At 64.6% G+C, this 18,053-nt stretch carries 19 protein-coding genes; 9 read left to right on the top strand and 10 right to left on the bottom strand.

Features of this window, described 5'->3' with window-relative positions; translation table 11 throughout:
* The first annotated feature begins 25 nt into the window (after positions 1–25).
* Positions 26–811 carry a gamma-glutamyl-gamma-aminobutyrate hydrolase family protein gene (locus QM801_RS01525; RefSeq protein ID WP_415017449.1) on the top strand — a complete coding sequence of 262 codons (786 nt, stop codon included), beginning with the start codon at positions 26–28 and terminating at the stop codon, positions 809–811.
* Between the two features lie 324 nt (positions 812–1,135).
* On the opposite strand, the gene QM801_RS01520 is transcribed toward QM801_RS01525, so the two are convergent.
* From QM801_RS01520 to QM801_RS01490, 7 genes are all read right to left on the bottom strand, one after another.
* Positions 1,136–4,345, bottom strand: coding sequence for an error-prone DNA polymerase (locus QM801_RS01520; RefSeq protein ID WP_415017448.1), 3,210 nt, complete (start codon positions 4,343–4,345; stop codon positions 1,136–1,138).
* 11 nt (positions 4,346–4,356) lie between these two features.
* On the bottom strand, positions 4,357–5,874 hold the full coding sequence (locus tag QM801_RS01515; RefSeq protein WP_415017447.1) for a Y-family DNA polymerase: 1,518 nt from the start codon (positions 5,872–5,874) through the stop codon (positions 4,357–4,359).
* Positions 5,759–6,739, bottom strand: a complete 981-nt coding sequence (locus QM801_RS01510; protein WP_415017446.1) for an ImuA family protein — start codon at positions 6,737–6,739, stop codon at positions 5,759–5,761. Before QM801_RS01510 ends, QM801_RS01515 begins: the two co-directional genes overlap by 116 nt.
* Positions 6,740–7,091: 352 nt before the next feature.
* Positions 7,092–7,550: a TspO/MBR family protein gene (locus QM801_RS01505; protein WP_415017445.1), complete on the bottom strand. Its 459-nt coding sequence runs from the start codon at positions 7,548–7,550 to the stop codon at positions 7,092–7,094.
* A gap of 12 nt (positions 7,551–7,562) precedes the next feature.
* Positions 7,563–8,717 (bottom strand): nickel/cobalt transporter, encoded by a 1,155-nt coding sequence (locus QM801_RS01500; RefSeq protein ID WP_415017444.1) that lies wholly within the window; start codon positions 8,715–8,717, stop codon positions 7,563–7,565.
* Positions 8,705–9,361, bottom strand: coding sequence for a DUF1007 family protein (locus QM801_RS01495; RefSeq protein ID WP_415017443.1), 657 nt, complete (start codon positions 9,359–9,361; stop codon positions 8,705–8,707). The genes QM801_RS01500 and QM801_RS01495 overlap by 13 nt, the downstream gene beginning before the upstream one ends.
* 66 nt (positions 9,362–9,427) lie before the next feature.
* Entirely contained in the window at positions 9,428–10,363 is a 936-nt protein-coding gene (locus QM801_RS01490) for a zinc ABC transporter substrate-binding protein (protein ID WP_415017442.1), read from the bottom strand.
* A gap of 151 nt (positions 10,364–10,514) precedes the next feature.
* Between QM801_RS01490 and QM801_RS01485 the strand changes: the two genes are divergently transcribed.
* Complete coding sequence (locus tag QM801_RS01485) at positions 10,515–11,258, top strand: cytochrome c biogenesis CcdA family protein (protein ID WP_415017441.1); 744 nt, start codon at positions 10,515–10,517, stop codon at positions 11,256–11,258.
* Positions 11,259–11,275: 17 nt separating this feature from the next.
* The gene (locus QM801_RS01480; RefSeq protein WP_415017440.1) at positions 11,276–11,962 is read left to right on the top strand and encodes a haloacid dehalogenase type II; all 687 of its coding nucleotides are present in this window, start codon (positions 11,276–11,278) and stop codon (positions 11,960–11,962) included.
* Here the strand turns inward: QM801_RS01480 and QM801_RS01475 are convergent.
* A complete protein-coding gene (locus QM801_RS01475; protein WP_415017439.1) occupies positions 11,959–12,612 on the bottom strand; it encodes a class I SAM-dependent DNA methyltransferase in 654 nt (217 codons plus the stop codon). The two genes, QM801_RS01480 and QM801_RS01475, sit on opposite strands and share 4 nt — an antisense overlap.
* A gap of 43 nt (positions 12,613–12,655) precedes the next feature.
* On the opposite strand from QM801_RS01475, the gene QM801_RS01470 reads away from it, so the two are divergent.
* Positions 12,656–13,558: a phosphotransferase gene (locus QM801_RS01470; RefSeq protein WP_415017438.1), complete on the top strand. Its 903-nt coding sequence runs from the start codon at positions 12,656–12,658 to the stop codon at positions 13,556–13,558.
* Here the strand turns inward: QM801_RS01470 and QM801_RS01465 are convergent, their stop codons facing one another.
* Complete coding sequence (locus tag QM801_RS01465) at positions 13,559–14,662, bottom strand: WD40/YVTN/BNR-like repeat-containing protein (protein ID WP_415017437.1); 1,104 nt, start codon at positions 14,660–14,662, stop codon at positions 13,559–13,561.
* 3 nt (positions 14,663–14,665) lie between these two features.
* Positions 14,666–14,971 carry a MoaD/ThiS family protein gene (locus tag QM801_RS01460; RefSeq protein ID WP_415017436.1) on the bottom strand — a complete coding sequence of 102 codons (306 nt, stop codon included), beginning with the start codon at positions 14,969–14,971 and terminating at the stop codon, positions 14,666–14,668.
* Positions 14,972–15,013: 42 nt separating this feature from the next.
* On the opposite strand from QM801_RS01460, the gene QM801_RS01455 reads away from it, so the two are divergent.
* From QM801_RS01455 to QM801_RS01435, 5 genes are all read left to right on the top strand, one after another.
* Positions 15,014–15,451 (top strand): copper chaperone PCu(A)C, encoded by a 438-nt coding sequence (locus QM801_RS01455; RefSeq protein WP_415017435.1) that lies wholly within the window; start codon positions 15,014–15,016, stop codon positions 15,449–15,451.
* A gap of 22 nt (positions 15,452–15,473) precedes the next feature.
* The gene (locus QM801_RS01450) at positions 15,474–15,890 is read left to right on the top strand and encodes an OsmC family protein (protein ID WP_415017434.1); all 417 of its coding nucleotides are present in this window, start codon (positions 15,474–15,476) and stop codon (positions 15,888–15,890) included.
* Positions 15,869–16,327, top strand: coding sequence for a hypothetical protein (locus QM801_RS01445; protein WP_415017433.1), 459 nt, complete (start codon positions 15,869–15,871; stop codon positions 16,325–16,327). The genes QM801_RS01450 and QM801_RS01445 overlap by 22 nt, the downstream gene beginning before the upstream one ends.
* Before the next feature lie 40 nt (positions 16,328–16,367).
* Entirely contained in the window at positions 16,368–17,156 is a 789-nt protein-coding gene (locus QM801_RS01440) for a 2-keto-4-pentenoate hydratase (protein WP_415017432.1), read from the top strand.
* A 116-nt stretch (positions 17,157–17,272) separates the two neighbouring features.
* Complete coding sequence (locus tag QM801_RS01435) at positions 17,273–17,965, top strand: class II aldolase/adducin family protein (RefSeq protein WP_415017431.1); 693 nt, start codon at positions 17,273–17,275, stop codon at positions 17,963–17,965.
* Positions 17,966–18,053 lie beyond the last annotated feature (88 nt).

The raw sequence follows: 18,053 nt of genomic DNA, 5'->3' as shown, positions 1-18,053 counted from the left end.
AACCCCAACAGCTCTTGTGGAGATCATGGTCAAATCCCGCCCGCTCGTCGGCCTTCCCGCCGACACCTATGAAAAAGACGGTTTCCTCTTCCATTCGCTCGGCGACAAATATGTCCGTGCACTGACGGATGTGGCCGATGTCGATGCCGTGATGATCCCGTCGCAACTCGATCACGCCAACTTGGACGGCATGCTCGCCCATTTCGACGGGCTGCTGATGACGGGGGCCGTCTCCAACGTGCATCCGCCGCACTATGGCGAAGACCCGACCGCCGACCACGAGCCCTATGACCACCGTCGCGATGCCACGACGCTGCAGCTGATCCGCGCCGTGATCGCGCGCGGCATGCCGCTCTTCTGCATCTGCCGCGGCTTCCAGGAGCTGAACGTCGCCATGGGCGGCTCGCTCGAAACGGAACTGCAGCGCGGCGAAGGCCGCCTCGACCATCGCGCGCCGAAGTCGGATGACGTGGACGTGCGCTATGCGCCCCGCCATTCCGTTGCCATCACGCCCAACGGCTTCCTGCACCGCGTGCTTGGCAAGAGCGAGACGATGGTCAACACCATCCACCGCCAAGGCATCAAGCGCCTGGGCGAGGGCTTGACGGTGGAAGCAACTGCGCCCGACGGCATCATCGAGGCCGTCTCGGTGAAGGGCGCCAAGGCCTTCGCCTTCGGCACGCAATGGCACCCTGAGTTCAAGGCGGCGCAGAACCCGGATTCGGTTAAGTTGTTTTCGGCCTTCGGCGATGCCGTCCGCGCCCACGCCCGCTCCCGCGGCGAAACGCACTACGTCGGCCGCGTGGCGTAGGAACCAAGGCGGAATTTTCCAATGGCGTCACCCCCTCTGAGGCGGGGGCCCAGCTTCTTCTTTTGGGAATGTGATCGTCCAAAGCTGGATTCCGGCTCGCGCGCGACATCTCGCTATCGCTCGATCAAGGCGCGCGTCCGGAATGACGGGGATTGGGGGACGTGGCTCTTTTTATGCCGTCACCCCCGCGAAGGCGGGGGCCCAGCTTCTTCTAGGAATGTGATCGTCCAAAGCTGGATTCCGGCTCGCGCGCGACATCTCGCTGTCGCTCGATCAAGGCGCGCGTCCGGAATGACGGTCATAGAAAGACCTGCGCGTGCCCCCTCAATGAAAATCCCGGCTTTTCGGCAGCACGCGGATGTTGCGGGGGTGGCGGGTGGAGCTTTGCTGGTACATGGCAGGATCGGGGCCGGGGCGCTTCACCTCGTCGGCGCGGGCGAGCGTGCCCCGCATGGTGAGGCCGTCTTCCGCCAGCGTCGAGAGCCAGAAGGTCTTGTCCTCGATGCGGCTGGCGACCACGTGGATGATGTCACCCGCCCGCTGCACCCGCCCCCGGATCACCATCAGGCGCGCGCCCATCACGGTTGAACGGTGCGCCTCCAGCACATCAGGCCAGATCACCACGTTGCAGACCGAGAACTCGTCCTCGAGCGTGAGGAAGACGACGCCCTTGGCCGAACCCGGCCGCTGCCGCACCAGCACCACGCCCGCCACCGTTACGGCGCGTCCGTTGCGCAAGGCCTTGAGCGCGCCATTGTCAGTCACCTTCTCCGCCGCACAACGCGCCCGGAGGAAGGACATGGGATGCGCCTTCAGCGAAAGCTTCACCGTCTGGTAGTCGTTCACCACATGCTCGGAGAGCGGCATCTCCGGCAGCTTCACCGGCGGTTCGCGGCCATGCTCGCGCTCATCGGCGAAGGCAAAGAGCGGCAGCGCCTTCGTCTTGGCGAGCGCCGTCACCTCCCACAGCGCCTGGCGGCGGTCGAGACCGAGCGAGCGGAAGCAGTCGGCGGCGGCAAGCTTCTCCAGCGCCGGCACGGGCAAGGCGCGAAAATGCTCATCCGCCGTGACGAGCCGCCGCTGCGCGAGGATCGCCATATCCGACTCGCGCAGGCCATCGACCTCGCGGAAGCCGAGCCGCACCGCAGGCTGCCCTTGGCGCTCCTCCAGCACCGAATCCCACTGCGAGAAGGAGACATCGACGGGCAGCACCTGTACCCCGTGCTCGCGCGCATCGCGCACGATCTGGGCCGGCGCATAAAAGCCCATGGGCTGCGAGTTGAGGAGCGCGCAGGCAAACACCGCCGGATAGTGGCACTTGAGCCAGGCCGAGACGTAGACCAGATGGGCAAAGCTCGCGGCATGGCTTTCGGGAAAGCCGTATTCGCCAAAGCCCTTGATCTGGTTGAAGCAGCGCAGCGCGAAGTCGGCGTCATAGCCGCGCTCCACCATGCGGCTCACCATCTTCTGTTCCAGCCTGCCGATGGTGCCGCGGCGGCGGAAGGTGGCGAGCGCCTTCCGCAACTCGTTCGACTCGGCGGGCGTGAATTCCGCCGCCACCATGGCAAGCTTCATCGCCTGTTCCTGGAACAGCGGCACGCCCTTGGTGCGGCCCAGCACCTGGCGCAATTCGTCAGGCGGTCCGAAGTCCGGATGCGGAGCGGGATAATCCTCCGCCTCCAGCCCGTCACGGCGGCGGAGATAGGGATGCACCATGTCGCCCTGGATAGGACCGGGGCGGACGATCGCCACCTCGATCACCAGATCATAGAAGCGGCGCGGCTTGAGGCGCGGCAGCATGTTCATCTGGGCGCGGGATTCCACCTGGAAGACGCCGATCGAATCCGCCTTGCACAGCATGTCGTAGACTGCCGCATCCTCGCGCGGCACGGTGGCGAGCGTGAAGCGCCGCTCGTACCACGCCTCGATGAGATCAAAGCTCTTGCGGATGCAGGTGAGCATGCCGAGCGCCAGCACATCCACCTTCAGCATGCCCAGCGTATCGATGTCGTCCTTGTCCCATTCGATGAAGGTGCGGTCTTCCATCGCCGCATTGCCGATGGGCACGGTTTCATCCAGCCGCTCGCGGGTGAGGATGAAGCCGCCCACATGCTGCGAGAGATGGCGCGGGAAGCCGGCGATCTCGGTGGCGAGTTCGAGGACGCGGGTGAGATGCGGATCATCCGGATCGAGGCCGATCTCCCGCAGGCGCTTCTCCTGCAGTTCCTCCGCCATCATGCCCCAGACACTTCCGGCGAGCGCCCCGGTCACGTCTTCCGAGAGGCCCATGACCTTGCCCACCTCGCGCATGGCGGAGCGGCCACGATAGGTGATCACCGTGGCGGCCAGCCCGGCGCGGTCGCGGCCATAGCGGCGGTAGAGATACTGGATTACCTCCTCACGGCGCTCGTGCTCGAAGTCCACGTCGATGTCGGGCGGCTCCTTGCGCTCCTCCGAGATGAAGCGCTCGAAGAGGAGATCGATCTGGTTGGGATCAACCGCAGTGATGCCGATGCAGTAGCAGACGGTGGAATTGGCCGCCGAGCCCCGGCCCTGGCAGAGGATGGGCGGATCGAGGCTGCGGGCGAAGCGCACGATGTCATAGACGGTGAGGAAATAGGGCGCGTAGTCGAGCTTCTGGATGAGCGCCAGTTCCTTGCGGATGTTGTCGCCGATCTTGCGGGGAATGCCTTCAGGGTAGCGCTCCTTCGCGCCTTCCCAGGCGAGGCGTTCGAGATAGGCCTGCGGGTCATAGCCCTTGGGCACCGGCTCTTCCGGATATTCGTAGCGCAGTTCATCGAGCGAGAAGGTGCAGGCCCCGGCAATCACGATCGTGTTGGCGATGGCCTGCGGATAATCCCGGAAAAGCCGGGCCATCTCGTCTGGCGTTTTGATGTGGCGCTCGGCATTGGCCTGCAGGCGGAAGCCTGCGTCTGCGAGCGTTACCTTCTCGCGGATGCAGGTGATGACGTCCTGCAGGGGGCGGCGGGCGGGATGGTGATAGAGCACGTTGTTGACGGCCAGAAGCGGCACGCCCTGCTCGCGCGCCATTGCCGCGCTCTCAAGCATCCGGATGCGGTCGCGGCCATCGAAGCGGAAGGAGAGCGCGAGATAAAGGCGTTCGAGGCGGCCCTTCAGCATGTGAAGCCTGGCGGCATGTTCCTCCGGCAGGGCGAAGATCGTGCCTTCGGAAAATTCCGCCACGTCATCGAGCGAGATGATGCACTTGCCCTTCTCCGCCCGCTGCTGGCCGAGCGAAAGCAGGCGGCAGAGGCGGCCATAGGCCTTGCGGTCCGTGGGCCAGGCCAAGAGCGACAGCCCATCCATTTCGAGCCGCACGCCGACGATGAAGCGGAGGCCCGAATCCTTGGCCGCGCCATGGGCCCGCACCACGCCCGCAAAGGTGTTGATGTCGGTGACGGCGAGCGCTTCAAGCCCCAGGTGCTTGGCCTGCAGCACAAGTTCCTCGGCATGGGAGGCGCCGTTGAGGAAGGAGAAATTGCTGGCGCAGGAGAGCTCGGCGTAACGGGTCATGATCTGCGCTCTCAGGCCGATAGTCCGTGTACGAACCATTTGGGCGGTGGGCCGCCCTCCTCGCCGTAGAGGCCTTCGCGGAAGATCCAGTAGCGGCGGCCGCGGTCATCCTCCACCATGTAGTAGTCGCGCGGGCGCACCCCCGTCTCGCCCCGCCACCATTCGGGCGCGATGCGTTCGGGGCCGGCATGGCGCAGGATGCGCCGCGTCACCCGCCGCCAGGTGAGCGACATGGGCGGGCCATCGGGCACGGCGGCGATGACGCTGGCCGGCTGCGGCGGCGTGAAGATCATCAGCGGGCGCTCGGTGACGGGACGCTGCCCGGTGAGCACGGCAGGGCGCGGATCGCCGAGGGCACGGGCCTCCTCCGAACGTTCGGGGATATGGCTTTCGACAGCGGAGAGCTGCATCAGGCTCTGCTCCTGGCGGCTCATCACCCGGTCGTTCAGCTGCGCCAGCGAGGTGCTGGTGTCGTCTTCCATGAAGCCGTGCTGCCGCGCCACGGCGGAGCCCGCCTCGCGCACCTCGAGGGTCATGGCATCGATGCCGAAGCCCGCATCCAGCGTTTCCAGACGTGGCGAGAGGAGACGAAAAAGATGGCCTGCATCATGCGATGGCGCGGTGAGCCCGACCGGCACCTGCACCCGCCCGCCATCGCTGCGAAAGAGCTTGAGGATGAGGCGGAGCGCCCCTTCCCCCTTGATCTCGAGGGCGCGGGCCACCTCGCCGGTGAGGAGCCGGAGCATGCTCACCAGACCTTCGTGGGTGATCACCGGCTCCATGAAGCCGCGATGGGCCATGACCGAGGTGGCGGGGTTGATGGCGTTCAGTGGCTCGGCCCGCTGGCCCAGCAACTCATCTAGCCGCAGCAGCACGTTTTCATGAATGCTCTCGCCGCGGAACCGCCGTGCGAGGCTGGCCCGCGGCAGGCCGGTGAGGGCGCCGATGGTCTTGAGGCCCAGCCGTCGCAGGGTGCGGGCGGCGTCGGCATCGATGCGCAGCGCCTCGACGGGAAGACCCTGCAGGTCTTCGCTGCTCCCTTCACTGCCATAGCGGGCCAGCGCCCAGGCGGCACCGATCGTTCCGGCACAGGCCATGCGGGCGGTGAAGCCGTAGCCGGCAAGCCGTGCCTTCATCCCCGCCATCATGGCGGCCTCGCCGCCGAAGAGATGCGGGATGCCCGTCACCTCCATCAGGATTCCGTCCGGCAGGTCGGGGGCGACCCAGGGGCTGTAGCGCTCCATCCAGCGGCAGAGGCCGAGCAGGCTCGCGGTGTCCTGCTCCGGCTCGTGGGCCTCGCTCAGCAGGTCCGGCACGGCGGCGCGCGCATCCGCCAGCCGCTGCCCGCGCATGAGTCCGAACTCCCGCGCCGCGGCATTCACGGCAGCGAGGCGCAGGCCCTTGGCCCCCCGCTCAACCAGCGCGAAGGGAAGGCTGGGCGGGGGCACGGGCGCCCGCTTCTTCCGCCGCGCCCGGATGAAGCGCTCCACCGGAAAAGCCGGGAACCAGAGTGAAACGAGACGACGCATGATCCTTTTGCCAGTTGAGCAGCCATGACCCGGGGCGGCCGCCCCGGATGCGGGTGAGGGAGACGGCCCAGGCGGGCGGGCCGGGGGCGCGGGAATCCGGCGCCGCAGGGAGTGGCATCGAACGCGATGCTGCAACGCACCATCGGCTGACGCTGGCGGTCGATCCAGGATAGTTTCGAGTCAACACAGCAATGCCGGAGCTCTTTCCCACCTGACCGGCGAGCGACAGCCGGCGGGTGGCCGTGAGATCTGCATATTGCACCGCAACATCCGCCAGAACGACTGACAAACAGCCGGATTTCAGTGCCTCTTCAAAGGTCCACAGCAGGGCCATGGGCTGACGCAGGCTGAGGGTGAGGAAGCGGGCCCGCGGCAGACCCAGCCCGGCAATGCCGTGACCGAAACAGGATCCATACTCCCGCTGCTCTGTTTCGAGCCGACACCAGAGTACTGGACGGCGCTCCCGCGAATCCCCCAGGCGCCGCACCGCCAGCGCCAGGGCAAAGCCACAGGCGGCGGGGAAGTCACCATAGGCCTCGGGCGCCACATCATGGAGGCCGGACGCCGCCAGCCCCTCGGCCGGCAGGAAGCGGTCGACCTCCGGCAGGCCCAGGGTCCAGGGATGCGCCTCGGCCCGGCGGCGCGAACGCGAGGACGGAAGGTGAGGAGCCGGATCCTCCCCCTCCCCCGCCCGGCGGGCGAGATGCTCCCGCAGGCGGGCAATGAGGGCGCGCGCCTCCGCCCGCTCCGGCGGCACCCTGGCAAGGGCGGGCGCGGTGGGCGGGGTCGCGGACGGGGCGGAAGGGACGGCGTGCAGACGTGCAGACGCCACCGCCGCCCGAGGAGGCATCGGGTTGGTACGCATGACAGGGTTCCAGAGTGTTCTGTATTTGTTCTTTCATATGCGCACATAAGAGTCAAGACAGAGCCTGTGCATTGATTCTTAACGGGGGAATTTAAGGATTCACGATGGAACCAAATGCAATCGAGGAAAGCTCCTGGACTTCCCTCATTTGCTGAAAAGCGAAGCTGCAGCTACGCAAGAGACAACACACAAAAAGCAGGCCTCGTAAATCATACATCAAGAACGTAAGTGGCTCTCGTGAAAGCGATCCACGTCTAAGACCCCACCAGGGGCCGCCATGGCAAGCGGCGAGTGCAAGCTGCGCCATGGCGAAGATCAAAGCCCCGCGAGAGCGGGGCTTTTGCTTGTGCACTCAATTCATCATGTAGATCGCCGCGTTGAGCGCCGTCGCGAAACTCACCCACGCGAGGTACGGCACCATCAGGAAGGCCGCCACGCGGCTGTGGAAGGAGAAGGCGAAGATCGTCGCCGCCACGGCAAGCCAGAGCGGCACGATGTCGATGAGGCCGAGCCCCGGCGAGCGCGCCCCGAAGAACAGGAACGACCAGGCGAGATTGAGGGCAAGCTGTGCGAAGAACAGGACAAGCGCCGTCTTCGCATTGCCGCTGCGCCAGACGAGCCACGCCGCCACCGCCATCATGATGTAGAGCACCGTCCACACCGGCCCGAAGACCCAGGACGGCGGCGTCCACGTGGGCTTCGCGAGCGTGGGATACCATTCCAGAACCGGCTTCATGGTGACGAAGCCACCCAGCGAGCCAATGGCAAGACAGCCCACCACAAAGGCGGCGAGCACCAGATAATTTCGCATCAATCCTTCCGATCACATCATCATGTTGACGCTGCCCAGCGAAGCCCAGAAGAGGAGCCCGCCCAGACCCGCAATCGCGAGTCCCACAGCCAAACGCACAGCTACTACGATCCGTTCCACCGTCCGGTTTCCAAGCCGCGCATAGCGGACCGCCGCCGACTTGGCAAAGACGGCAAGGGCCGCAATCACCGAGATGGTGATGAAGACGCCGACCCCCATGGCCAGCGCCGAGAGAATGCCGGCCCAGAAGACACCGATGCCCCAGGCGAACATCAGCATCAGCAGGGCGCCGGAACAGGGCCGGAGACCGATGGCGAGCGCGAGCGTGAAGGCCTTGCTCCACGACCAGTCGCCGCGCACCTCAGCGGCATCCGGGAGATGGGCATGGCCGCAGCCGCAGTCGGGGCCATGGACATGATCGGCGGGAAGCGGCTCGCGCGGTGTCACGGGCGCGAAGGTGAAGCCCTCGTGCACGCGGGTCATGACGCCGGCCGGCATTCCCGCCGGCGCCGCTGCGACAGGCACAGGTGCAGGCGCAAGCGGCCCTGTGGCAAATGACGCCCGCGCGGCGGCGAAGGCTGTCCACATCAGATAGAGGCCGACACCGGCGATCATCAGATAGCTGGCGCTTTCCAGAAAGCCCGCCACATCCTTCGCCAGACTGGCGGCACTGCTGACGAACAACAGCAGCCCACTCACGATCACGATCGCGGTCAGGGCCTGGAAGAAGGAACTCATGGCGGCAATGATGATGCCGCGGCGGAGATCGTTTCGCGTTGCGAGCAGCCAGCCCGAGATCACCGCCTTGCCGTGGCCGGGGCCTGCCGCATGGAAGACACCGTAAAGGAAACTGATGGCCACGAGCGTCCAGCCGGCCTTGAGCGGCGAGCCTGTGGCGATGCCTTTCAGCGCACCCGAGAGCTTTGCATAGAAGTTCATCTGCTTGTCGCGGGCCCAGCGCACCGGATCCTCGGTGAAGGGCGTCTCCATGAACGAGCCGTCGGGATTCTTCGGCGGCACGAGCAGCTTGCGCTTGTCGATCACCACCTTGGGCTTGGGCGCTTCGCTTGCCTGGGGCTGAACGTCCGTCGTCTGCGCCAGCACCGGTGCGGAAAGGCCGGAGAAAGCCAGCAGCATCAGCAACAGAAGCCGGATCACGACTTGCATGTGACCACCACGGGCCGGGCAAAGAGCGAGCCGAAATCCTCGCCTGTCTGGTTCACCCAGTCGACGGGCTGCTGGGCGAGGAAGTTGCGCTTCGCCTCAAGCTCCTCGTCGGTCATCATCGGCTTCAGTTCCCAGGAACATCCTGCGGGAAGCGTGCCTTCCAGCTCGACGGGATCATCCTTCACGTAACCGAAGTCGATGAAGTAGTCGGGATCATAGACCTTGTAGTCGAACACGCCCTTGCGCGGATCAACCGGTGTCTCGAGCGGAAAGACGAAGGCAAGCGTCAGCCTGTTGTTCTCGTAGATCTGGGTGTAGTCCGTCACCTTGCCGTGCTTCAGCACGCGCTCGTTCTGGCGCATGAAGCCGAAGTAATCGGACTCGGCAAGGTTGGCGATGTTCTCGTCGGTGAGCGGCTTGATCTCGTCGGGCTCGTAGGTGCCGTCGCCATTGGTGTCGAGGCCATCAAGGGCAAAGGTCGTGTAGCCTTCATCGAAGGTCCACTCCATGCGGACGCCGGTGATCATGCCGTCGGGGCTGGTCATGATGCTGGTGCGGATGTCAGCCCAGACATGTGGGTGCGCCGACGCTGCAGAAGCGCCCACGCACAGCACCAGAATGACTCCGAAAAAACGCCGTATCATCACATCCTTGGTCCCGAATCTGAGGAGACCAATGATCCGGGAATACGGCAGCAAAGTGAAGAAGAATCAAGGCGAGAGGCAGCTCTTCAGGTTCTGGGCAATATTGCGCAAAAGCGCGGAATAAGCCTGTTTTCCGGGCTCAAGTGAGGCCCCGATGGGATCGAGCACGCCTTCCCTGGCGCCCGTTCCCTCGATCACGACCATTACAGCTTTGTCAGAAAACTGCGGTTCCCGGAAAGCGCATGCGGCATTGGCCGACTTCACCTTGTCGCGCACCTCCTTCAGGCGCTCGGCCGAAGGCTCGGTTGCGGCAAAATCGGAAATGCTGCCCGATGCCCTCAGGCCGAAGCGCTTCTCGAAATACTGGTAGGCATCGTGGAAGACGACGAAGGACTTGTCCTTCACAGGCGCCACATCGGCGGCGATCTCCGCAGTGACGCCATCAAGCTCCTTCACCAGCGCGGCCTCGTTCGCGGCATAGCGCGATGCATTGTCCGGATCGGCCTTCTCAAGCGTATCGGCAATGAGCGCGGCCATGGCCTTGGCGTTTTGCGGATCAAGCCAGAGATGCGGGTCGAAGGAGGCCGTGCCGCTGGCAAAGTTTTCGCCCGCGTCCTCGTCCTTCTCGAAGGTGCCGCCCTCGCGGATGGGAAGCTTCATGAGGCCGGGCGCACTGCTCATCTGCACGAAGGTGCGGCCGTTCACCGCCTCGCTGCCGCTCAGTTCGGTGAGCTTGAGTTCAAGTCCCTCACCCATGATGAAGACGATGTCGGCCTTGCCCAATTGCTCGATCTGTGCGGGCGAATAGCTGGCCTGATGTTCGCTGTTCTGGCCGCGGAGCAGAAGCTCCGGCTCGCCCACGCCATCCATGACCGATGAGACGAGCGAATGCAGCGGCACGATGGAGGCGATTACCTTGGGGGCCGCGGCGGCCGGCAACGCCAAGAGGCCGCAAAGAGCAGTGGCGAAGGCAACACGGGTCACGGAACGGCACAGGGACATCAGAACACTCCATCAGATACGTTATAACATAACATATCATCTTCCCCCGTCAAGCACCACCTTCACACCCAATCGTGAGCGGGGTGCGCGGCCGGGGCGCTTGCGGAACGGCCTCTCCCCTGCCACAGAGCGCACGCAAGGACTCGTGACGATGGATCTCAATGTTTCGGTCGGTGCCGCACTCCTCGCAGGCGCGCTCAGCTTCCTGAGCCCCTGCGTGCTGCCCCTGGTGCCGCCCTATCTCTGCTACATCAGCGGCGTCTCGCTCGACGACCTCGCGGGCGAAGAGGTGAAGGTAAAGACCCATCACCGCATGCGGGTGATGCTGGCCGCCCTCTGCTTCGTGCTCGGCTTCACCACCGTCTTCGTGCTGCTCGGCGCCACGGCATCCGCCGCGGGGCAACTGCTCCGCCAGTATCTTCCCCTCCTCACCCAACTGGCCGGGGCCGCCATCATCATCATGGGGCTCAACTTCCTGGGCCTCTTCCGGCTTGGCTTCCTGGCCCAGGAAAAGCGCTACCATCACGAGGCCGAAGGGGTGACGCTGATCGGCGCCTATGGCATCGGCCTTGCCTTCGCCTTCGGCTGGACGCCCTGCATCGGGCCGGTTCTCGCCGCCATTCTTTCGATCGCAGGTTCGACCGACAGCGTCAGCAAGGGCATGAGCCTGCTCGCCATCTATTCCCTCGGGCTTGGCATTCCCTTCCTCATTGCCGCCTTCAGCCTCGACAGCTTCCTCGGCTTCTTCCGCTCCTTCCGCCGGCACATGCCGCTCGTCGAGAAGATCATGGGGCTCCTTCTCGTCATCACAGGCATCATGTTCCTCACCGGATCGATGCAGACCCTGTCTTACTGGTTGATTGAGTGGTTCCCCGGTCTTGCATCCATCGGCTGATGGAGTAGGGTCCGCCCATGGCAGCGGCGGGTAAACTGGAAGGCATACAGGCCTGCGTCTTCGACGCGTATGGCACGCTCTTCAACGTTGCCTCTCCGGTTGAAAAGCTGGCCGGCGAAATCGGCGACAAGGCGGCAGACCTTGCGCCCCTGTGGCGGCAGAAGCAGCTCGAATACACCTGGCTCCGCAGCCTCATGGGCGTGCATGTGGATTTCTGGCATGTGACGCGCGAGGCGCTGGACTATGCCCTCAAGCGGCTGGAGATCAACGAAACCGGCCTCGCCGACGAGCTGATGACGCTCTACCTCAAGCTCGACGCCTATCCCGATGCGGTGGAAGGCCTGAATGCCGTGCGCAAGAAGGGCCGGCGCACCGCCATTCTCTCCAACGGGTCGCCGTCGATGCTCGATGCCATCGTCCGTCATGCCGGGCTCGACAAGCTGTTCGAACAGGTGCTCTCGGTGGAAGATGTCGGCATCTACAAGCCGAGCCGCCGCGTCTACCGTCTCGCCATGCAGAAGCTTTCGATCGCTGATGCGCCGTCCATCTGCTTCGTCTCGGCGAACACCTGGGATGCACAGGCCGCCGCGCAGTTCGGCTTCCAGGTGGTGCGCATTGCCCGTACGCCAACGATCGACGACAACATTCCGGGAATGCCAGCCCGCGTCATCGACAGCCTGACTGCGCTGGTTGATCTGGTTTAGCGCACACGAAGGACGAGGCCGCGGCTTGGTGTCGTTCCGGTTTCGCCGGGCATCGACACATATGGCTCGGTTTCCTCGGAGCGGGCGACAAGGCCCTTCGATTCCAGTTCGGCGACGCGCGCGGCGAAACCTGAATCCCACAGCGTGCCCTTCACCGTGAGCACGATGACGCCACCCGGCCTCGTGATGCGGATCAGTTCATCGAGGCCTTCGGCCCCCACATGACCCGAGGTGAAGACGCCCGCCGAAATCACGCCACCGAAGCTGTGGGTCTTGAACGGCAAGGCGCCACCCAGCGCCAGAACATGGAAGGCGGAGTAACAGTTCTTCCGCGCCGCGACCTTCAGCATCCCTTCCGAGATGTCGAGCGCTTCCACCGTGGGATAGCCCATGATCTTCAGCCACTCGCCGATCAAACCGGTGCCGGCGCCGGCATCGAGCAGCGGGGCCGTGCCCTTCGGCAGATGGCGGGCCAGAAGCGCGAGGCAGATGCTGGGATGGCGGTATCCGGACTGGGCCATTTCGGCGTCATAGGTCTCGGCCCACTTGTCATAGAGAGCCGCCACATCGGCTGTGGATTTCGAGTCATAGACGGCGCCAAGAAAGCCATCGTGCCCGCCGGTTTTGCTTGTGCCTTCGCCCTCTGCCATGGTCCCTTCCCAAGATTGTTTTCACCATGTTAGCCTTTCGCGCATGACGCCCGAAGAAGAAAAAGCAGCCCGAGACGCCCTCCACGCCATTCCTGCCCTCTCTGGTTATTCAGGTCCGGTCGAGCGGTTGGGCGGCCTCACCAACAAGGTCTACCGGGTGGGCGACCACGTGCTCCGCATTCCGGGCCAGGGCACCGAGGAATACATCAACCGCGAGAACGAAGCCGTTTCCGCACGGGTGGCGGCGGAGGCAGGCGTCAGCCCGGCCGTGATCCACGCCGATCCGAAGACGGGCGTGATGGTGACGGTGCTGGTGCCGGATGCCGTCACGATGTCGCCCGACGGCTTCCGCAGCCGCAAGGGCTCGCCCGCCCGCGCCGGACAGGTCTTCCGCAAGCTTCACACCTCGGGCGGCACCTTTCCCTTCCGCTTCGAACTCTTCGCCATGATCGACGACTACCTCAAGGTTCTCGCCACCAAGGATGTGGAGTTGCCCGACGGGTATCACGATGTGGTGCGCGAGGCGGATGCGGTGCGCGCGGCCCTTGCCCGCGCCCCTCTTCCGCTCGTGCCCTGCCATTGCGATCCGCTCTGCGAGAATTTCATCGACGACGGCACGCGCATGTGGGTGGTCGACTGGGAATACTCCGGCATGAACGATCCCATGTGGGACCTGGGCGATCTCTCCGTCGAGGGCGGCTTCGACGATGCGCAGGATCTCGAGATGCTGGTCGCCTATTTCGGCGGCGCGCCCTCGCCGTCCGATCACGGACGCATGGTGATCTACAAGGCGATGTGCGACCTGCTGTGGACGCTGTGGGGCCTGATCCAGCATGCCAACAAGAATCCGGCTGATGATTTCGCGGCCTATGCGCTCAACCGCTTCAACCGCTGCAAGGCGCTGATGGCCAAGCCCGCCTTCGCCAGGCACCTGGCCGCGATCTGATCAGCACCAGCGCACCGCATAGACCTGCGGAAGATTGCTGCTGACGAGCTTCCAGGCCTCGCCACCGTTTTCACTGATCCAGAGATTGCCGGTGGTCGACCCCATCACCAGGCGCTTGCCGGTGTCGTCAACGGCGAGGCCGTGGCGGAAGACCACGTCATAGGCGTGCTTCTGCGGCAGGCCCTTGGTGAGGCTCCTGAAGGTCTTGCCGCCGTCCGTGGTGCGCGTCACGACCAGTGCTCCCGCCACCGGAATGCGTTTCTCGTCCTTGATGCCGGGCACGAACCACGCCGTATCAGGATCCTTCGGGTGAACCGCCACGGCAAACCCAAAGGACGACGGTTTCGCCTTCACCTCGCTCCACGTCACGCCATCGTTGATCGATTTCCAGATGCCGCAGTGATGCTGCACCCAGAAGGCGGACGGGTCGGAGGCACATTGCACCATCATGTGCGGATCCTGCACATCGGGATTGCCGGCCTCTTCGGCCGGGCCGTTGTCGAAGCGCATGCCATGGGCCGACTGCACCCAGGTTTCGCCTGCATCCTTCGTCACCCACACACCGCCGCAGGAGACGGCGACGCGGATCGTATCCGGCGCGCGCGGGTCAACACAGATGGAATGAATGCCGGGAATGTCGGCGCCGCCGCCCAGCCACTTGTTGCGGGCGGGATGGCGCCACAGGCTTTCCATCAGTTCCCACGTCTCGCCGCGGTCGATGGAACGGAAGAGACCACCCGGCATGGTGCCGGCCCAGAGCGTGCCCTTCTGGTTGGGGCCGCCCGTTTCCAGGGCCCAGATCAATTGCGTGCTCCAGTTCACGGGCTTGCCCCAGCCGTCGAGATCGACCAGCGTCTCCGGCTTCTTCGGATAGGCGGGTGTGGTGATTTCCTTCCAGGTCCTGCGGCCCTTGTCGCGCCTGTGCAGCTTGATGCCGAAGTGCCCGTGATTGAGGGCCGCGTAGTCGGCACCGTCGCGCGGATCGTGCAGGCTGAGGGTGACGTTGTCGCCGAGGAAATGCCCTTCCTTCACAGCCCAGCCGCGGCTTCCCTTCGCCACTTCGAACAGACCCTTGCGGGTTGAAACCAGGACCGAGGGCGCCATCCGCTATCCTCCCGAGAGGGCCTGCATCACCCAGATCTGCGATGTCGGCGTCACGATGTCGGAGAGGTGATGACGGTCGCTGATCGCCTCGCCGTCGATGAGGATGCGCATGTGCTTGCGGAGCGCACCCTGGTCGTCAAGGATGTAGTGGCGGAGCTGCGGATTGGCGGCGAAGGCGCCTTCGAGAACGGACTTCACCGTGCCGCCCGTGCTTTCCACGCGCGGGCAATCCACATGGCGCCGCAGGTTCGAGGTGAAGTGCACCGTAGCCATGGCAAAATCGTACCACGGCAGAATGGCTTTGACCAACACCTGCCGCCTCCCTATCTCATGGCCACCTGTGGTTGCCTGATGCCAAGATTTCACCCGCGCCGCTCTGTTCTTGCTGCCCTCGCTCTGTGGCCGCTGCCCGCCCTTGCCCACTCGGCGCGGGCGGGCGACATCAAGATCGGCCATGCCTGGGCGCTTCCCGCACCGGTGGGAGACGGCCAGGTCTTCGTGCCGCTGCTCAACGTGGGCGCCACAGAAGATGCCCTTGTGGCCGCACGGAGCGACAGCGCCGCGATCATCGAGCTTCGCCGCAACGCCCGCTACGACGACCCCGCCGAACAGGCGTTTCCGCTGCCGCCGGGCCAGCCCTTTGCCATGCGGCCGCAAGGCCGGCACCTGCGCCTGATCGGGCTTGCAGCCCCGCTCGTCATCGGGCAACGCTTTCCGCTCATTCTCGATTTCCTCAACGCCGGGGAGGCGGAGATCGAGGTCCATGTCGAACGGACCCCCGGCACGTGATTTGCCTGATGGAACACCTCTCATGAAAGCCAAAGTCACCTGGATCAACGGCCGCGCCTTCCTGGGTGAGTCCGGGTCGGGCCATGGCATCGTCATGGATGGCGCTCCGGAAGCAGGCGGCCGGAACATCGGCGTACGCCCCATGGAGATGATGCTGCTCGGCCTTGGCGGCTGCACCGCCTTCGACGTCGTCATGATCCTCGAGAAGGCCCGTGAGAAAATTACCGGCTGCGAGGTCGAACTCGAAAGCGAGCGCGCCAGCGAAGACCCCAAGGTCTTCACCAAGGTGAAGATGATCTACACCTTCAAGGGCCAGGGCCTGAAGCCTGCCATGGTGGAACGTGCCGTCAAACTTTCGGCGGAAAAATACTGCTCTGCTTCCAAGATGTTCGAGAAGACCGCGGAGATTTCCCACGAATGGAAAATCATCGAAGCCTGACGGCGGGCGCAACACTGCTCTCGGCGCCGCTGGCACTGCTGCTGCTGGCGACGGCCCAGACCGCGCCGCCCCAGCCCAAGCTGCTCAAGGGCCCGGAGATCATCACCGCCTTCGAGGGGAAGACGGTGTCGGGCGCCTATCACGATGGCCTCGCCTTCCGTGAAACCTATTTCAACGGCGGCAAGATCGACTACTGGGATCCGCGCGCGGCGAGTGCCGGAAACTGGTCGGTGGTCAACAATCTCTTCTGCACCTTCTACACCACCATGGCGGGCGGCTGCTTCAGCATCGTTCAGGTGAGCGCCAACTGCTTCGACTTCTATGCCGCCGCCGACAGCGAGCAGCAGGCGCTGGAGGGCGTCACCCGCGCCGACTACACGGCGCGCGGTGCCGTGCAGGGAGCAGCCTCCACCTGCCCCGACGACCTGCAGGTGTGATCCCCTTGCGCTTCCGCTGGGCCTCGCACATTCTCGCGCCATGTACACGCTCGACCAGGCCGCAGCCGCCGCACGGCTGCTGATCAGCAACGACGAACAGGGCACGCGCATCCAGACCCTGCCGCGCGACATCGCGCCCTCCTCCCGCGCCGAGGCCTATCGCGCGCAGGCCCATTGGCTGGCGCGGTCGGCGAAGCCACAGGCCGGCTGGAAGATTGCCGCCACCAGTGTGGCCGGGCAGAAGCACATCGGCGTCGACGGGCCGCTTGCCGGCATCTACATCGCCGAGCGCGTGGTGAAGTCGGGCGGCGCCATACCCTTCGGCAACAATCACATGAAGGTGGCCGAAGTGGAGTTCGCCTTCGTGCTGGGACGCGACCTGCCGCCGCGTGACACGCCCTACTCGGAGGACGAGGTTTTTGACGCCGTGTCAGCGCTGCATCCGGCCATCGAGATTCCCGACAGCCGCTATGACCGCTTCGAAACCGTGGGCGCGGCCGCCCTCATCGCCGACAATGCCTGTGCGAGCTGGATGTGCCTGGGCGACGCCATGCCCGAGACCTGGCGGCAGACGGACCTTGCCGCCTTCCAGCCGGTGGGCCGTATTGCCGGAAAGCCCGATGCGCCCGGAAAAGGATCGAACGTGCTGGGCTCGCCCCGCATCGCCATGGTCTGGCTCGTCAATGAACTCTCCGCCCATGGCATCCGCGTGCGCGCCGGGGAATTCGTCACGACCGGCACCTGTGTCGTGCCCATGCCCATCGTGAAGGGCGACCACGTGAGCGGTGATTTCGGTGCGCTGGGCAAGGTCTCGGTATCGCTCATCTGAGTGAGCGCCGCCTTGCTGTCCTCGCATGGCAAATGCGCCACTTCCCCCCTTGCGGCAGGCCCGTCACAATGGAAAGAAGCGGCACGCAATTCTGATCTTGACGGAGTGAACCGGACATGCCGAAGACCACCCACCTGGCCGAGCGCAAAGCGATGGTCGAAACCTGCCGCAAGATGAATGCCAGCGGCATCAACCAGGGCACGGCCGGTAACCTCTCGCTCCGCATCGGCGACAGCTTCCTGATCACGCCCTCGTCGCTGCCCTATGACACGATGAAGCCCGAGGATATCGTGGAGATGGCCTTCGACGGTACATACGTGGGCCGCCGTCCTTCCTCCGAGTGGCGCTTCCACCGCGATATCCTCAAGCACCGGACCGACATCGACGTCGTTCTTCATTGCCATTCGGTTTACGCCACCACTTTGGCCGTTCACCATAAAACCATTCCTTCATTTCACTACATGACCGGCGTGGCCGGCGGAACGACGATCCGCTGCGCCCGCTATGCCACCTTCGGCACGCAGGCGCTTTCGGATGCGGCCATCGAGGCGCTGGAAGGCCGGCTTGCCTGCCTGCTCGGCCAGCACGGCCAGATCTCGCTCGGCAAGACGCTTGAAGGCGCGCTCTGGCTGGCAACGGAAGTTGAAACAATCTCAAGACTTTACGTTCAGGCCCTCACCCTGGGTGAGCCACCGATCCTGCCGGACGATGAGATGGAGCGTGTCATCGCCCAGATGAAGCGCATGAGCTACGGTCACGGACCTGAACCGGAGGGCTCCAACGACGTGGCCCGCCCGCGCGGAAAGTGATGCCGCGGGCGTTTCCGCATTAAGTAAAATTTGACGCAATCTGTTACGGAAGCATTGCAAGTCTCGCGGGTAATTTCCCCTTGAATTC

The organism is Aestuariivirga sp. (genome assembly GCF_047600585.1).
Lineage (GTDB): Bacteria > Pseudomonadota > Alphaproteobacteria > Rhizobiales > Aestuariivirgaceae > Aestuariivirga.
The sequence above is the reverse complement of the archived record's forward strand: the minus strand, read 5'-3'. Positions and strand labels throughout refer to the sequence as shown.

Bases quoted from the DNA above. Each gene is read 5' to 3' on its own strand.
- QM801_RS01525 (WP_415017449.1), top strand. From the start codon at position 26: ATGGTCAAATCCCGCCCGCTCGTCGGCCTTCCCGCCGACACCTATGAA.
- QM801_RS01520 (WP_415017448.1), bottom strand. From the start codon at position 4,345: ATGACCCGTTACGCCGAGCTCTCCTGCGCCAGCAATTTCTCCTTCCTC.
- QM801_RS01515 (WP_415017447.1), bottom strand. From the start codon at position 5,874: ATGCGTCGTCTCGTTTCACTCTGGTTCCCGGCTTTTCCGGTGGAGCGC.
- QM801_RS01510 (WP_415017446.1), bottom strand. From the start codon at position 6,739: ATGCGTACCAACCCGATGCCTCCTCGGGCGGCGGTGGCGTCTGCACGT.
- QM801_RS01505 (WP_415017445.1), bottom strand. From the start codon at position 7,550: ATGCGAAATTATCTGGTGCTCGCCGCCTTTGTGGTGGGCTGTCTTGCC.
- QM801_RS01500 (WP_415017444.1), bottom strand. From the start codon at position 8,717: ATGCAAGTCGTGATCCGGCTTCTGTTGCTGATGCTGCTGGCTTTCTCC.
- QM801_RS01495 (WP_415017443.1), bottom strand. From the start codon at position 9,361: ATGATACGGCGTTTTTTCGGAGTCATTCTGGTGCTGTGCGTGGGCGCT.
- QM801_RS01490 (WP_415017442.1), bottom strand. From the start codon at position 10,363: ATGTCCCTGTGCCGTTCCGTGACCCGTGTTGCCTTCGCCACTGCTCTT.
- QM801_RS01485 (WP_415017441.1), top strand. From the start codon at position 10,515: ATGGATCTCAATGTTTCGGTCGGTGCCGCACTCCTCGCAGGCGCGCTC.
- QM801_RS01480 (WP_415017440.1), top strand. From the start codon at position 11,276: ATGGCAGCGGCGGGTAAACTGGAAGGCATACAGGCCTGCGTCTTCGAC.
- QM801_RS01475 (WP_415017439.1), bottom strand. From the start codon at position 12,612: ATGGCAGAGGGCGAAGGCACAAGCAAAACCGGCGGGCACGATGGCTTT.
- QM801_RS01470 (WP_415017438.1), top strand. From the start codon at position 12,656: ATGACGCCCGAAGAAGAAAAAGCAGCCCGAGACGCCCTCCACGCCATT.
- QM801_RS01465 (WP_415017437.1), bottom strand. From the start codon at position 14,662: ATGGCGCCCTCGGTCCTGGTTTCAACCCGCAAGGGTCTGTTCGAAGTG.
- QM801_RS01455 (WP_415017435.1), top strand. From the start codon at position 15,014: ATGCCAAGATTTCACCCGCGCCGCTCTGTTCTTGCTGCCCTCGCTCTG.
- QM801_RS01450 (WP_415017434.1), top strand. From the start codon at position 15,474: ATGAAAGCCAAAGTCACCTGGATCAACGGCCGCGCCTTCCTGGGTGAG.
- QM801_RS01445 (WP_415017433.1), top strand. From the start codon at position 15,869: ATGGAAAATCATCGAAGCCTGACGGCGGGCGCAACACTGCTCTCGGCG.
- QM801_RS01440 (WP_415017432.1), top strand. From the start codon at position 16,368: ATGTACACGCTCGACCAGGCCGCAGCCGCCGCACGGCTGCTGATCAGC.
- QM801_RS01435 (WP_415017431.1), top strand. From the start codon at position 17,273: ATGCCGAAGACCACCCACCTGGCCGAGCGCAAAGCGATGGTCGAAACC.